Source organism: Actinoplanes sp. TFC3 (assembly GCF_001553785.1).
Classification (GTDB): domain Bacteria; phylum Actinomycetota; class Actinomycetes; order Mycobacteriales; family Micromonosporaceae; genus Actinoplanes.
On sequence record NZ_LOJP01000001.1, the window covers coordinates 3,830,929 to 3,846,006 of the forward strand.

14 protein-coding genes are annotated in these 15,078 nt (G+C 69.2%); 9 read left to right on the plus strand and 5 right to left on the minus strand.

Going from position 1 to position 15,078, the window contains the following annotated elements; all coding sequences use genetic code 11:
• A partial coding sequence (locus TFC3_RS39380) for a membrane dipeptidase (RefSeq protein WP_236718171.1) occupies positions 1–317 on the plus strand: 317 nt, incomplete at its 5' end.
• Between the two features lie 169 nt (positions 318–486).
• Here TFC3_RS39380 and TFC3_RS17250 read toward each other — a convergent pair.
• Complete coding sequence (locus TFC3_RS17250; RefSeq protein WP_082772469.1) at positions 487–1,200, minus strand: response regulator transcription factor; 714 nt, start codon at positions 1,198–1,200, stop codon at positions 487–489.
• A 260-nt stretch (positions 1,201–1,460) separates the two neighbouring features.
• Positions 1,461–2,720, minus strand: a complete 1,260-nt coding sequence (locus TFC3_RS17255) for a sensor histidine kinase (RefSeq protein WP_067506933.1) — start codon at positions 2,718–2,720, stop codon at positions 1,461–1,463.
• Between the two features lie 132 nt (positions 2,721–2,852).
• Between TFC3_RS17255 and TFC3_RS17260 the strand changes: the two genes are divergently transcribed.
• The 4 genes from TFC3_RS17260 (at position 2,853) to TFC3_RS17275 (ending at position 7,347) form a co-directional block, all read left to right on the plus strand.
• Positions 2,853–3,752, plus strand: a complete 900-nt coding sequence (locus TFC3_RS17260; protein WP_067500881.1) for an ABC transporter ATP-binding protein — start codon at positions 2,853–2,855, stop codon at positions 3,750–3,752.
• On the plus strand, positions 3,749–4,552 hold the full coding sequence (locus tag TFC3_RS17265) for an ABC transporter permease (RefSeq protein ID WP_067500883.1): 804 nt from the start codon (positions 3,749–3,751) through the stop codon (positions 4,550–4,552). The genes TFC3_RS17260 and TFC3_RS17265 overlap by 4 nt, the downstream gene beginning before the upstream one ends.
• Positions 4,553–4,709: 157 nt before the next feature.
• A complete protein-coding gene (locus TFC3_RS17270) occupies positions 4,710–4,976 on the plus strand; it encodes a hypothetical protein (RefSeq protein ID WP_067500884.1) in 267 nt (88 codons plus the stop codon).
• 466 nt (positions 4,977–5,442) lie between these two features.
• Positions 5,443–7,347 carry an immune inhibitor A domain-containing protein gene (locus tag TFC3_RS17275; RefSeq protein ID WP_236718172.1) on the plus strand — a complete coding sequence of 635 codons (1,905 nt, stop codon included), beginning with the start codon at positions 5,443–5,445 and terminating at the stop codon, positions 7,345–7,347.
• Here TFC3_RS17275 and TFC3_RS17280 read toward each other — a convergent pair.
• Positions 7,323–8,030 (minus strand): cyclase family protein, encoded by a 708-nt coding sequence (locus TFC3_RS17280; RefSeq protein ID WP_067500888.1) that lies wholly within the window; start codon positions 8,028–8,030, stop codon positions 7,323–7,325. The genes TFC3_RS17275 and TFC3_RS17280 overlap by 25 nt on opposite strands.
• Positions 8,031–8,789, minus strand: a complete 759-nt coding sequence (locus TFC3_RS17285) for a dienelactone hydrolase family protein (protein WP_067500890.1) — start codon at positions 8,787–8,789, stop codon at positions 8,031–8,033.
• An 87-nt stretch (positions 8,790–8,876) separates the two neighbouring features.
• Between TFC3_RS17285 and TFC3_RS17290 the strand changes: the two genes are divergently transcribed.
• A complete protein-coding gene (locus tag TFC3_RS17290) occupies positions 8,877–9,608 on the plus strand; it encodes a MerR family transcriptional regulator (RefSeq protein WP_236718173.1) in 732 nt (243 codons plus the stop codon).
• Positions 9,605–12,025: a VIT domain-containing protein gene (locus TFC3_RS17295; RefSeq protein ID WP_067500892.1), complete on the plus strand. Its 2,421-nt coding sequence runs from the start codon at positions 9,605–9,607 to the stop codon at positions 12,023–12,025. Before TFC3_RS17290 ends, TFC3_RS17295 begins: the two co-directional genes overlap by 4 nt.
• Positions 12,026–12,411: 386 nt before the next feature.
• Here the strand turns inward: TFC3_RS17295 and TFC3_RS17300 are convergent, their stop codons facing one another.
• Positions 12,412–13,404 (minus strand): hypothetical protein, encoded by a 993-nt coding sequence (locus TFC3_RS17300; protein ID WP_067506940.1) that lies wholly within the window; start codon positions 13,402–13,404, stop codon positions 12,412–12,414.
• Positions 13,405–13,931: 527 nt separating this feature from the next.
• On the opposite strand from TFC3_RS17300, the gene TFC3_RS17305 reads away from it, so the two are divergent.
• Together TFC3_RS17305 and TFC3_RS17310 are read left to right on the plus strand one after the other, a co-directional pair.
• On the plus strand, positions 13,932–14,633 hold the full coding sequence (locus tag TFC3_RS17305) for an RICIN domain-containing protein (protein WP_067500894.1): 702 nt from the start codon (positions 13,932–13,934) through the stop codon (positions 14,631–14,633).
• Between the two features lie 31 nt (positions 14,634–14,664).
• Positions 14,665–15,039 (plus strand): YccF domain-containing protein, encoded by a 375-nt coding sequence (locus tag TFC3_RS17310; RefSeq protein ID WP_067500896.1) that lies wholly within the window; start codon positions 14,665–14,667, stop codon positions 15,037–15,039.
• Positions 15,040–15,078: the final 39 nt, after the last annotated feature.

Consider the following 15,078-nt stretch of genomic DNA (forward strand, 5'->3'; position numbering starts at 1 on the left):
TCTGGAGCGACAACCCCCCGCCCTCCTTCGCCGGCTGGCTGCAGGCGAACCCCCGCCCCGAAGCGACCATCGCCCAAGTGGCCGACCACATCGACCACATCCGCAAGGTAGCAGGTGTTGACTGTGTCGGCCTCGGCGGCGACTACGACGGCTGCGAGCGGCTGCCTGTCGGGCTTGAGGACGTGTCGGGGTACCCGCGCCTGTTGGCGGAATTGGCAACGCGTGGCTGGTCGGTCGAGGAATTGGCCAAGTTGACGGGTCGTAACGTGCTACGGGTTTTGCGGGCTGCCGAGGAGCATGCGGGGGAAGCGTTCTAGGCAGTTCGCTTCAGCGCCTGCGCCCTCAGTTCTTCTACCGCGCGTCTCTACTCGCACCGCCGCCTTGAGCGCCCCGCGCCCGCGATTCCTCTCCCGCGCATCTTTCGCTTGGTGAAGCAGGTTCAGCTCCTTCCGCTACCTTCCCCGCGTTGCAGGCCGGGTGCGCGGCTCAGGCGAGGCCCGCGTCGTGAACGAGGAGGGCGATCTGGACGCGGTTGTTTAGGTCGAGTTTCACCAGCAGGCGGGAGACGTGGGCCTTGACCGTGGCCACGCTCATGTAGAGGTCGGCGGATACCTCTGCGTTGGACTTGCCTTGGGCGACTGCCAGGGCCACGTCGCGTTCTCGCTCGCTGAGCACGCCCAGCCGGGCGAGGGCTTCCCGCCTGCCGGGGGTGCGATCGGCGGCGGGCGCGTTCGGGCCGACGGGTGCAGCCACGTGGGCGATGAGCCGGCGTGTCACCGTCGGCGAGAGAATTGCTTCCCCGGCCGCCACCTTGCGTACGGCATGCAGGATCTCCCTTGGCGGGGTGTCCTTGAGCAGGAACCCGCTCGCCCCGGCCCGCAGGGCCCGCAGCACGAACTCGTCGGCGTCGAACGTGGTCAGCACGATGATCTCGGGAGCATGAGCCCGGCTCCGCAGCGCTTCCGTCGCCGCCAAACCGTCGACGCGCGGCATCCGGATGTCCATGAGCACGACGTCCGGCCCGTGAGCCGCCACCGCCGCAGGCACCCCGGAACCATCCGCGGCCTCACCGACCACCGCGATGTCGTCGGCTCCCGACAGAATCATGGCAAGCCCGGCCCGCACCAGCGCATCGTCATCCACAATCAGCACCTTGATCGTCCCGCTCAACGCGCCGTCTCCGGCTCCCCGGCCACCCATCTCGGCGGACTCGTCCCCCACACCTCCGACAACCACGTGCTCACCGCCGTCCTCGTCCCATCCTGTGCGCACTCATCCGACGCCCTTGACCGCTTACCCCCACCACCTATTTCACCGCTGACCTCGCCGCTAACCCCGCCGCGAGGATCCGCCAGCGGAGGTGAACGTGGCAGCCCGGCCGCCCGTTGAGGTAGGAATAGCCGGCCTTTACGCGGGCCGTGGCAGTCAGGCCACCCGTTCAGGCAAGAGCAGCCGAGCGGCTACTCGGGCCATGGCAGCCAGGCTGCGAGGACGAAATTTCCGTGGGGGTCGCGGCCATGCCTGAGGCGGCCGCCCGCGAGGGTGGCGCGTTCGGCGAGACCGATGAGCCCGGTTCCCGTACCCGGAATGGTGATGCCTGGACCTCCGATCGGAGCAGGATTGCGTACGGTGATGGTCAGGCCGTCGCCCGCTGCTCCGCCCACGGCGACCTTCACCGTAGTGCCGGGCGCGTGTTTGCGAGCGTTGGTCAGACCTTCCTGGACGATGCGGTAGGCCGTGCGGCCGGTGCCTTCCGGCATCGCCTCGTCGTCGTTCACCTCAAGGTCGAGGCGGACCTTCACGCCGGCCGCCTGGGACTCCGCCGCCAGTGAGGGCAGTTCCCGCAGCGTGGGCTGGGGTCTCTCGGGTGCGCCGTCGCCGGTCGGCTCCCGCAGTACGCTGATCACCTCCCGTAGATCCTGCAGCGCCAGGTGGGCGCTTGCCCTGATCACTGCTGCGGCACTGGCCACGTCGCTGGGAGGCGCATTCGGTTTGATCTCCAGCGCGCCGGCGTGCAGGCTCAGCAGGGAGATGCGGTGAGCGAGCACGTCGTGCATCTCGCGGGCGATGCGGTTACGTTCGACGGTTCGCGCCTGTGCCACGCGGAGCTGCTGCTCGGATTCGGCACGCTCGGCGCGATCGCGCAGGGACAGGACCAGCTCGCGCCGGGAGCGGACCGTCATGCCCCCCAGCTGCACCATGATCGCTATGCCCATGCTCAAGGACCACGACTCGAAGTAGCCCGATTCGGTTTCCGGTCGCAAGAGGCCGAACACCGCTGTGGACACCGCGTTGCCGGCCATCACCCACATGACCGTCGCGAACCGGCGGTGCACGGCAACCGTGAACAGGATGATCAGCGCTGCGGCCGAGCTGGCGAGGGATCCGATGCCCACAACCATGGCCGCGATCGCAAGATGTACCGGCCATCGCCGGCGCCACCACAGCGCGATGCACAGCAGCGTACCGGCGGCGACATCGGCCCACGACAGCCACCGCGGTATATCGGCGAACTGACTGACGATGGTGGGCTGTGCACGCAGTAGATCGTCGGTGAAGGCCACAACCCAGCCGATGCCCACCATGAAGCAGAGCACGTCGATCATCCAGTCGCGCAGGGTGCGCGGCCGGCCGAGGTTGTCCGATTCCTCCTGCAGCACGGCAGGGAGAAGGAAGCTGTATCTGGACAGCTCCGCCGAATCTTGTGCTGTTTCCCCCATGGCGGCCATGGTAGGTCGGTGCGGCGCCGAGCCGGTAGAAACCAAAGTCGATGGTTTTCATAGACCAAGGTTCAGCCGGGAAAGACTTCTGGCCGTCGCGGCGGGCGTCTCGGCCCGGCCAGGCTGTGACGCATGATTTCCGTTGACCACCTGAGCAAACGGTACGGAGCCCATCCGGCCGTCAACGATGTCTCCTTCACCTGCGAGCCCGGCACGGTGACCGGCTTCCTGGGTCCCAACGGCGCCGGTAAGAGCACCACGATGCGCATGATCTGCGGGCTGACTGCGCCCACGTCGGGCACCGCCACCGTTGACGGGCGGCCTTACCGGCGGATGGGGAACCCGGGACGACGAATCGGGGTGCTGCTCGACGCGTCCGCTCAGCACTCGGGACGTACAGGAAAAGAGGTCCTGACGGTTGCCGCCATGACGCTGGGCATCGACCGGCGCAAGGTCGACGAGAGCCTCGAGCGCGTGGGGTTGAACAGGACCGCAGCCAAACGGCGGGTCAAGGCGTATTCGCTCGGCATGCGTCAACGGCTCGGGCTGGCCTACGCGCTGCTCGGCGATCCGGGCATCCTCATCCTCGACGAGCCGGCGAACGGCCTGGATCCCGAGGGCATCTTCTGGATGCGCGGGCTGCTGCGCGACTTCGCGGACGCGGGCGGGACCGTTCTGCTCTCCTCCCACCTGCTGCGCGAGGTGGAGGCGGTGGCGGACCGGCTGGTCGTCATCGGTGGCGGCCGCATCGTGGCGCAGGGCGCCAAGGCCGAGCTGCTTGCGGCCTCGGGCACGGTTGTCCGCGCGTTGGACATGCCGGCGCTGCACACGGTGCTCTCACGCATCGGCCTGACCGCGACGAAGACGACCGACGGGGGCGTCGTCGTTCAGGCCGATGCCGAGGCCATCGGGCGAGCCGCCGCCGATGCCGGCCTTGTTCTGCTGGAGCTGCGCCCGGCCGGCAGCGGCGGGCTGGAACAGATGTTCTTGACGTTGACCGCCGGCGACTCGGTGAAGGAGTCCGTTCGATGACCACGGTGCAGAACCCGCCTGTCAGCCGTCCCGGTATCGCACCGAGCGGCCCGGCCGTGCCCATGGGCAGGACCTCGATGATCACGTTGACGCGGGTGGAGCTGCGCAAGCTCGCCGACACCCGTTCGGGCCTGTGGTTGCTGCTGGTGATCGGGGTGGCCGCCGCCGGCACTGCCGCGATCCTGCTCAGCGCCGCGCCGGCGCAGGAGCAGAACTTCCGCGAGCTCTTCTCGTTCGGCATGCTGCCCGCCAGCGTGCTACTACCCGTGCTGGGCATTTTGTCGATGACCAGCGAGTGGTCCCAACGCACGGCGCTGACGACGTTCACGCTCGTGCCGGAGCGCGGTCGGGTGATCGCGGCGAAGCTGCTGGCGTGCGTGCTCATCGCCGTGGCGGCAACGGTGGCTGCCGCTGCGCTGTCCGCCGTCGCGAACCTGATCGCCATGGGCATCGGGGGCGACGGAAGCTGGCACATCACCGCGGATCAGGTCGGCCGGATGCTGGTCAACGAGGTGGTCTACGTGCTGATGGGCGCCGGCTTCGGTGCTCTGCTGATGAATTCGCCGCTGGCGATCGTGCTGTTCTTCGCCATCCCGACGGCGTGGTCGGTGCTCGGTGAGATGGTGAAGCCGCTGCGCACGGCAGCCGGGTGGATCGACATCAACATGACGTCGACGCCGCTGAGCGAGGCGACGATGAGCGGCGGCGAGTGGGCCCGGTTAGCGGCTTCGGTCGCACTCTGGGTCGTGGTACCGCTGGTGCTGGGGACGGTCCGGGTGCTGCGCCGGGAGGTGTCCTGATCTGACGGGTGCGCGGTCGGACGCCGCCCAGGCGGTACAGCGGGGTGCTCACCGGCCAGGCAGTCGCACCACGGCAGCCGGAGTGCTTGCCGAGACGACCGGGCGGCGACGGCGATCGCGGTCGCTGCGATCGCCTCGCTGGGGCTACGCTGACGGTATGCCGATCGGAGCCCAGCCGTCCGGCCGCCGGGGAACGGTCGGTGAGCCGTACAGCCCCTTGAACCTCCGCCTTGTCCTTGCCCTGTTCGGGTTTGTCATCTGCACGGTGTTGTCCGTGGTGCTGTTCCGGATGGGTTGGACGGTGCCGGGCTGGCTGCTCGCGGCGTGGGCGGCGGTGGCTGTCATCGACATTGCGGTGATCCAGATGCGGCGGCGGGCACGCCGGCGCGACGAACACGGCGGCGATCACTCACTGTTCGAATAGCGGCTGTGCAAGCAGGGCCGCACAGGCAGGCTGGACACGGGGGCGCCACAGCAGGTCGCCACACGGGGACAAGTAGCGGCGTCCTGACCCTTTTGACCGGTATATCCCTGTAGCGTCTCGTGCTGTGCGCGCCTACGTCCGCCCCAGCCTCGCCGCCGCGTTTTTGCTGCTGGCGCCCCTGACCCAGCCCGTCACCGCCGCCGCGGCGAGCCCCGCTGCCAAGCCACCGCAGACCGCCGGCGCTGATCCTTCCCGGTCCGCTGACACTGATCCTTCCCGGTCCGCTGACGCGAAGCCACCACGGGCCGCAAGCGCCGGTTCGTCACGAGCTAACGACGCAAGGCTTTTACAGACTGCCGCCGCCAAGTCGTCGCGGGCCGTCGTAAACGACACCCGTGAGCCGTCGCGCCGGACGTACTCGACGAAGAGCCTTGGCCGTCGCCAGCCTGCCCTCGGGCGCCGGACCATGGACCCCTCCCCGACGCCGCCTACCGGCACGGTCCGGCAATGGCTCGGGCTCGACGACGCGGCGGGCAGCCTCTACCGCAAGGACTACACGCTGCGCGCCGTCGGCGAACACATCGAGGTGTGGGTGGCCAACGATCTCGCGTTCCCGGCCGGCGACTGCCGCCCGGCCAACTCCGTGACCGTCACCGACGCCCAGGTCGGCAGCCTGGTGCAGGAATTCGACACCACCATCTGGCCGCGCGAGACTGCCGCGTTCAGCACGCCGAAGGACCGCAACGGCACCGACCCACTGCTGTCCGGCGACTACACCGGCGACGGCGGCAAGACCGTCACGCTGGTCGACAACGTGCGCGACGACAACTTCTACACCTTTCCGCAGGCGGCCACGTACATCGCGGGCTTCTTCTCCGCGCAGCTCAACGAGCTGGTCGATCGCAATGTCATGACCATCGACGCGTACGACTGGCAGCATCGCACCGGCGCCAACCCGCCCGACGAGCCCACCACCGACGTGTGCACCAGCCGCGCCGCCCGGCCCCGCATGTACGAGGGCACCTTCGCGCACGAGTGGCAGCATCTCCTGCAGTACTACACCGACCCCGGCGAGGATCTCTGGGTCAACGAGGGACTGTCGGACTACGCGCAGACCCTTGTCGGTTATGTCGACGGCAGCACCACGGTGTTCCATCCCGGAGCCGACACGCACCTGGCGTGTTTCCAGGGCTTCGCGGTGGTGAAGACAGGCTTCAACAGCAACCCGCGCGACTGCGGCGGTGCGCAGAACTCGCTGAACCTGTGGAACGAGGGCGCGCCGGTCGAGGTGCTTGCCGACTACGGCAACGCGTACCAGTTCATGCTCTATCTGCGTGATCGCTTCGGTGCGGCAGCGCTGTCACGTCTGCACCGCGACGGGGCGCATCAAGGTCTAGCAGGAGTGCAGGCGGCTCTGGGCGACGGCGAGCGGCTGTACGGAGTGCTGCACGATTACCAGACCATGAACCTGGTCGACAAGCTTGTCGGCGACGACCCGGCCGGCCCCATGGCCGGCGTGCCCAAGGCGCGGGTGACCGCCTCGAACCTGCGAGCGACCGTCAACCTGGCCAACCCCGCGTCGTACGACTATCCGGGGGCCGCACCGAACGGCGCTGACTATGTGCGGCTGCGGGGCGCGGACGGGCAGTCACTGACCGGAGCGCAAGTGAAATCCGTACGGTTCCAGGGCGCCCGTACGCTACCGCCGCTGCCAATGACGTGGACGGTGCGTGACGGGGCACTGTGGTCCGGCGACGGCAACTCGGTGGACGCCGCTGCGGTGCTGTCCGTCCAGGTGCCGAAGAAGAACCCCACCCTGGCGTTCCGCGCCCAGTACGGTGCCGAGGAAGGCTACGACTACGGGTACGTAACGGTGTCGGCCGACGGCGGGAAGACGTACACCGCGGTGGCCGGTGACCGTACGGTGCCGGGGCCGCTCGGACCGGGTGTCACGGGGCGTACGGCGGGCTTTGAAGCGCACAGTTACGACCTCTCGGCGTACGCGGGCAAGCGTGTTCTTCTGGGGTTGCGCTACGTCAGCGATGCCGTGGTGCACGAGGGCGGCTGGTTGATCGACGACGTGACGCTGGGCGGGCGGACGATCAGCGACGGCTCGACGGTGAAGGGGTTCAAGTCGCCGTCGCAGATCGTCCCGGTGGCCGTGCACGCGTGGAACGTGTGGCTGATCGGGCTCGATGACGCCGGGCGACGTGCTCGTCAGGTTCCGTTGACGCAGGTCAGCGCGCTGCGGTCGTACGGGAAAATCGTTGCTGTCGTTGCCTATGACGAGCCAACCGGCAAGCTGGAGCAGTACGCGCCTTATGTTCTGACGGTGAACGGGGTTGTTCAGCCGGGCGGCAGCAAGGCGTAGATCAGTGCCGGGGATCCGGAGCCCGCGCGGTTGAGCTGACCGCCGCACAGCACGTGGGCTCCGGTTTCGGGCAGCGCGGCGAGGTTCGCGAGCACTTCCAAACTGATCCGGCGCTCGCGGTAGACCAGCTTCGAGACCTCATATGTGGTGTCGATGCCGCGGTCGGGGCCGAAGGTGTCCGTGCCGGTGCCGCCGCGCCGGCCCAGCCGACCGGTATCGATCAGCCACCGCACCGCGCTCACGGCGAAGCCGGGCTGATGCATGACGCCGCGCTCGTCGTAGGCGTAGAACTGCCCGGTGCCCCACTTGGCGTCCCAGCCGGTCCAGAGGATGACGAACGACTCGTCCGGGATGCGGCCGTGGCGGCTCTCCCACTCCTGCAGGTCAGCGGCGGACACGGCATGATCCGGATCCGCCGCGCACCGGTCGCGGACGTCGATCTTGACCGCCGGGCGGCACAGATCATCGACATCGAGGTCGTCAGCGAGCGCGGCGCCCGGCGTGAAGTGCCCGGGCGCGCCCCAATGCGTGCCGGTGTGCTCGCCGCCGCTGACCTCGCGCAGGTAGAAGCCGTCGTCCTCGATCGTGGCCACCGTGCGTAACCGCGGCGCCGGGTCGCCCGGGTAAACGCAGACGGTGGCCGGATCGTTGACGTGCGACAGCGCGGCCAGGCGCGGCCTCACTTACGCGAAGACCTCGTCGAGGAAGCCGGTCAGACGCTGCCAGCTGCGGGCATCGGCCTTGGGCCGGTACGCGTCGACCTCGGGCAGCGTGAACGCGTGCGGGGCACCCGAGTAGCTGACGACCTCGAAGTCGACGTCCGCGGCCCGCAGCTCGTTCTCGTACGCCACGACGGCCTCGTCAGGGACCACCGGGTCCGCCGCACCCGTCAGGATGAGCAGCGGTGCCTTGATCTGATCGGCGTCGCTGGGCTCGTGCACCGTGAGCGCGCCATGGAAGGACACGGCTCCGCGCAGGGGCGCACCCGTGCGGGCGAATTCGAGCGCCGCCGAACCACCGAAGCAGTAACCGATGATCACGACGCGGTCGGGGTCGACTCGCGGGTCCGCGATCAGCTGCTCGTAACCGGCCTGCACACGCGCGCGGAACAGCTTGGTGTCGCCGTAGAACTTGTTTGCCTCAGCGGAGGCAGCCTCGAAACCCTCGGGGCGGATGCCGGCGCCGTAGACGTCGATGGCAAAGGCCGCATAGCCCAGCCGGGCCAGCATCTGAGCGCGCACCTTGGGATAGTCGCGCAGACCGGTCCAGTCGTGCACCACCAGCACCGCTGGGCGGCGTTCGGTGATGGCGGTGTCGTGCGCGAAGTAGCCCTCCAGGGCGGTGCCTTCATGCGTGTACCCGACGGTCTCGCCCTCTATCCGCGCCCCCGCACCGGCGGGAACGGAGTCGAGGAGAGCCTGATGCGCTGCGGAAAAAGTCACGACGAAAGGCTAGCGCGGAAGTCATGCCCGCTATCCGGACGTGCTGCGGAATTCACCTGTTGACACTGTCACGGTGACAGTGTCAGGATGGTCGGCGTGTGGACGATGGACGAGCTTGTGGATCGGGTACGCCAAGCGCTGGCGGCCGAGTACTCCGGCGCGCCCAACGGCCGGGTCCGTGACGTACCCGACCGGCGAGCGATCCGCTGGTACACCTCGACCGGGCTGGTGGATCGGCCTTTGGGCATGCAAGGGCGCACCGCGATCTACGGGCCGCGGCACCTGCTGCAGATCGTGGCCGTCAAGCGGCGTCAGGCTCAGGGACACGCGCTGGCGGCCATTCAAGCCGAGCTGACCGGCGTGTCCGATGAAGACCTCGCGACGGTCGCGCGGCTGCCCGCCGACCTGCTCGCCGGCGGCAACCGACAGCTTGATGCCGGGCCTGCACGCCCGCACTTCTGGACCCAGTCACCGGCGCGCGCTGCCAATACCGCGGCTGGACCGCCGGCGGCTGAACCGTCCCCCACGGCCGCTCCGTCTCCTGCGGCCGCTCGATCGCCCTCGGATGTGCTGTCGAGCCTCACGGAGATCGGCGGCGTCGCTCTGGGCGGCGGTGCCTTCCTGGTGCTCCCGGTGCGCCCGACCATGATGGACATTGTCGAGCTCAGCTCCGCAGCGCGGCCGCTTCTCACCGTCCTGGTCGAGCGCGGCCTGCTGCACCACTCCCCCGCCGAGCCGCATCCGGCCGCCCAGCCGTCTTCCCCAGGCGCACCGCACGACGCAGACCTGCTGACAACCGATGATCGGAGCGCGTCATGACCCTGTCCGTCACGCCGATGGAGCCGGCGGAAATCGGCCGGATCCGGATCCTGCCCGACGCCGGGCTTGGGGCGTTGCACACCGAGCGTGGCAACTTGCCCCTCGATCGCCTCGACGTGCAGGCGCACATCAGCGGCCTGGTCGCCCGGACGCAGGTCACGACCGAGTTCGTCAACGCCTACGACACCGCGCTGGAAGCGACCTATATCTTTCCGTTGCCCGACCGTGCCGCGGTGACGGGCATGACGATGACCGCCGACGGCCGCACGGTGCAGGCCGAGCTGCAGGAGCGCGCCGCCGCCCGGGAGGCGTACGACCAGGCCATCCAGGCCGGTAAGCGGGCGTCCATCGCCGAGGAGGAACGGCCCGACGTGTTCACCATGCGCGTCGGCAACATCCAACCCGGCGAGCGCGTGGTGGTTGAGCTGTCGCTGGTCGGTCCGCTGCCCTGGGAGGACGACGCGGCGACGTTCCGCTTCCCGCTCGTGGTGGCACCGCGCTACGTGCCCGGCACGCCGCTGCCTGGCGAGCCGGTCGGCGATGGCCAGCTACGCGACACCGACGCGGTGCCCGACGCGTCGCGGATCACACCGCCGGTTCTGCTTCCAGGGTTCCCGAATCCGCTGCGCCTGTCCGTGGGGGTCGACATCGACCCCGCCGGGCTGCCGCTGGGCGAGATCCGGTCCAGCCTGCACACCGTGACGACCTCCGGCACCCGCGTGGAGATCGCGCCGGGCGAGCGCGCGGACCGCGACTTCATCCTGCGTTTGCCGTATGCCGCTGACGGCTCCAGTGCTGTGGTCGTACCGGACGCCGGCACCGCCGAGGGCACGGTGCAGCTCGTGGTGCTGCCACCGGCATCTCCGTCAACCGCGCCCCGGCCCAAGGACGTTGTGCTGCTGCTCGACCGCTCGGGCAGCATGGGCGGCTGGAAGATGGTCGCTGCGCGCCGAGCCGCCGCGCGCGTCGTCGACACGCTGACCAACGGCGACCGGTTCGCCGTGCTCACCTTCGACCACCAGGTGGGCCACCCCGACGACCTGGGTTCCGGGCTGTCCGACGCGACGGACCGGCACCGTTTCCGGGCTGTCGAGCACCTCGCCCGAGCCGAGGCCCGCGGGGGGACCGAACTTCTCACACCGTTGCGCGACGGTCTGGCGCTGCTCTCCGACGTCAAGGATCGTGACCGGGTGCTGGTGCTCGTGACCGATGGGCAGGTGGGCAACGAGGACCAGATCCTGGCCGAGGTCAGCACGCTGGTCGGCAGCACCCGCATCCACACCGTTGGCATCGACCGCGCGGTCAACGCCGGCTTCCTCGGACGTCTGGCTGCCATCGGAGCCGGGCGCTGCGAACTCGTGGAGAGCGAGGACCGGCTGGACGAGGCGATGGAGCAGATCCACCGCCGGATCGGCGCACCACTGGTCACCGACGTAACGGTGTCCGGTGTGGACACCGGCCGGGCGCAGTCTCTGTTCCCCGGCGTCCCGCTCGTCCTGTTCGGCCGCCACCAAGGAGAACCACCGGCCACGGTGACTGTTCGGGGACGCACCCGCGAGGATGAGGACTTCACGTCCGAGATTGCGCTGGAACGCCGCGACGAGCCCGCCGTCACCGCACAGTGGGCGCGCAGCCATCTGCGCGACATGGAGGACCGCTACGCGGCCGGCGACCACAGCATCGAGCAGGAAATCGTCGCCACCTCCCTGCGCTTCGGTGTGCTGTGCCGCTTCACCGCCTTCGTGGCCGTCGACAGCCAGGTCGTCAACGAGGGCGGTGACAATCGTCGCGTCACCCAACCGGTCGAGTCGCCGTCCGGCTGGCAGCCTTACGAATCAGCGAACACGTCGTTCCTCATCGCCGGGGACCCTGCCCCCGCACCGTCTCCGATCGCCTCGGCTGCCCCCGCTCCGACCCCGCCGCCGTTCGGCAGCCCGAGCACACCCGGCTTCGCCCCTGTGCGTGCTCGCTCCGCCCGCGGTGCCACCGGTGCCCCCGGTCCCACCGGAGCACCCGGCACCCCCGGCGGACCCCAGCCGTTTGCGGCCGTCCCCGCCTCCATCGCGGCGGCGGGCCGGGCATCAGGATCCGGGCGCCAGGCCAAGCTCGCCTCGATGGGCAACACAGCCCTGTCCCTGAAGGACTTGACCGCCCTCGTCGAGGTCGAAGCCAAGCGCCTGCACGATGCCGACGGCCGCCCCGCCTACGAACGCCGCGACCTGCTCGACGACCTGGCAAGCCGGCTGGCCGCACTGCTCGAAGGAAGAACCGACCCCGAGGTGGCGCCGCTGCAAGCCCTGATCACCTACCTCACGGTCGACACCGGCCTGGCGTCGAAGTGGGCGGAGGCGACGAAGGTGCTCGAGAGCTTCCGGCCAGAGGGCTCGTCCGGACGAAAGGCCTTCTGGAGGCGCTGACACCATTCCGGCGGCGGTGCGGTCTGAGAGTGGGTGCTTAGCACGTAGACGGTCCAGGGCAGGCCCCGCTCCACCAGGACGCGCGGCGGAACGGGGCCTGCCCTGGACCGAGGCTGGCCGGATCCAGTCGTTCGGGGCCGCAGGAGTCGGTCTATCAGCCGTTTTCTGCCGGGACCGGCCTACCCCCTCGGCGGGCCGGTCCCGACTGGTTCCACAAGCCGCCGCTTCCGGCACCTCTTTCAACGAGCCGCGTCCGTCCCGCCAAGCAGCACCCCAAGCCACAGTCGGCCCCGGCTCTACTCGCTGCGGGCCGATCCACGAAACGCTTCCCGCCATCGGACGAAACCTCGGATGCCGCCCGGCGGTTGGGGTGCGTTGACGCTTGGTCAGGGAGCGGTCAGCGGTGCGGTGAGACCGTCGGGCGAGGTGCGGGGGGTGAGGCGGCTGGACGGGGGAACCGGGGCGGGGAAGCCCAGCGTGGCTAGGCGGCCCTTCACCTGGTTCTGGGCTTGGCAGTCCTCGGTGCAGGTGGTCGGCGGGTTCGCTACCTCGGTGGCATCCTCACCGGTGACCATGCCCATGCGGCCTCCGCTGGCTACGTCCCAGATGCTGGTGGCGCCGCAGTGGTCCTTGGTTTCGGACAGTCCGAGCGTGTTGGTGAAGTCCGGGCCGCACGACGCCTGGGGGATGCGGGTCGCCACCTGGGCGCTGTCGCGGAGGACCAGGGCCGGGGCGGTGCCGCTGGCGATGTTGACGCGGGGGCTCACGCGGACGCAGAACTGGCCAGCCGGGCCGGTTTGCACGTCGGTGCAGCCGGAGCCGAGCCAGTTGCCGAGTTGGGCGCGGAAACGGGGGTTGTCGTAGTAGAAGGCCGAGCCGGCGAGGGTGTGGACGATGCGGGTACGGGTGCCGTCGCCGCGGGAGGGTTCCATTTGGAAAACGCCGCCCTGGGCGCAGTCCTTGGCTTGGATTTTCACGCTGAGGCCGCTGGCGCCGGTGCGGGTGATTGTCAGGCTGTCGTCACGCAGTTCCAGGCTGATGGCACTGGTGAGGCTCAGACCCCGGTGGTCGGGGACCTTGCCGGCGTACACCGGGGTGAACCGGCCGCCGGTCATGTCGCCGGGGTTGGGGGCACCGGTGAAGGCGTAGTCGTAGATGGCGAACGTGGCCGGGTCGATGGTGAACTGGGTGTAGCGGCCCTGGACCACGAAGCGGCCGGCGGGGGCTGGGACCGTACCCCGGAAACGGTCCTTTGTGCCGGTTTTGCCCAGGACAGTGTAGCTGCCGCCGTCGCAGAACTTGGAGCTGGCCGCCTGAGCCGGTTCGGCGGCGAAGGCAGCGGCCAGGGCCGCAAGGCTCTTCGTGCGGAGAGTCGACATGGCGGTCACTCTCGCGGGCCTGGCGCTAACAGCGAGTTAGTCAACGGTTAAAGCAACGATAAGGCGGTGCTGATCTTGGCCGATCGGCCGCTGCGCGGAAACGGGCGCGAGCCGATAACGTCCGGAGTAGCCGGCGGCGCGCTGAGGGAAAGACCGACGCGCGACAAGGCAGGGCAGGATGAACCGAAGGACAGCCGGGCAAGGAACGAGGCAAGCGCGGCGCGGGTAAGCGACAAACGGGCAAGGTAAAACGGGCACGGCAAAGCGGGCAAGGCGCAGGCACGGCAAGACAGGGCAGGGCGGGAATGGCACAACAGCGCGACGGTGATGGGGATCCTCTGCTGGTCAGGCCATATGTTCGGCGGGACAGCGAGGCTCCTGGGCTCGCCGCTACCTGGCCGGCCCAGCCTGTTTCGCCGGCTCCCAAGGACAGCGCTGATCCGACAGTGGTGTTGCCGGCGGTCACCGACGCTCCGCCACGGAGGTCGCGACGACTCCTTCTGACCGTTGCCGGAGCAGGGGCGCTCGTGGTCGCGCTCGGCGGTGTTGGGTTGGCCAATGTCCTGCGCTCTGACCCGGGTCGTACGCCGCAAGCCATCACCGATGTCAGCTTGCCGCCCTGGTCGACCGCGGCGTCCGAAGCTCCCGCGCTGCCCTCGACGTCACCGACCGCCACGCTCGCACCGGTCGCGCCGGCTCCGACCACGCAGAACCAGACCCCGGCGAAGACGAAGGCGTCCTCGGCACCAGCAACAGCGACGGCACCGCCGACTACCACGGTGAGCGCCGCACCGTCCACGTCGACGGCACCGGCGGAGAAGATCAAGCCGACATCCACGCTCTCGCAGGCCCCGTCGGCGGCCCGGACCGGTTTGATCACCGGGGGTAGTGGGCTGTGCCTGGATCTCAACGGCGGCGTGGCTGTGGATACCAATCACATTCAGGTGTTCGACTGCAATGGGACGTCCGCGCAGGTGTGGACGCTGGAGACCGACGGCACGCTGCGGGTGAGCGGCAAGTGCGCGCGGGCCGGGCAGGACACCGCGGTGCAGATCATCACATGCGGCGGCCAGGCCGATGCGCAGTGGCGGGCGGGGCAGAGCCGCACGCTGGTCAACGTTGCGACGAACGAATGCCTGACCGACCCTTCGGGCGGAAGGCAAATCGGTTCCGGGGTACGAACACAGCAATGCACCGGCGCCCGCGACCAACGGTGGCGGCTGCCCTAGCGGGCTGGCGGGGCTCAGTCATGCTTGCTGAGTGCGCTTCCTTCTCAACGTCCTCTGGTTCATCTTCGGCAGCGGTTTCCTGCTCGGCATCGGGTACGGACTGGCTGCCCTGATCTGCTTCGCCCTCATCATCACGATTCCGTTCGGGATCGCGGCCATGCGGCTGGCGGTGTACTCGTTGTGGCCCTTCGGACGCACGGTGGTCAGCCGGCCCGACGCCGGGGTGGCGTCCGGGCTGGCCAACATCATCTGGGTGGTCGTGGCGGGCTGGTGGCTGGCACTGACCCACATCGTGGCCGGGGTCGCCTTGTGCGTCACCATCATCGGCATTCCGTTCGGCGTGGCCAACTTCAAGCTGGTGCCCGTCGCCTTCTGGCCCCTCGGCCGCGAGATCGCCGAAATCTAGCGAGCTGAGACCCACGGCGGCCCCCAAGAAAAGCCGGCG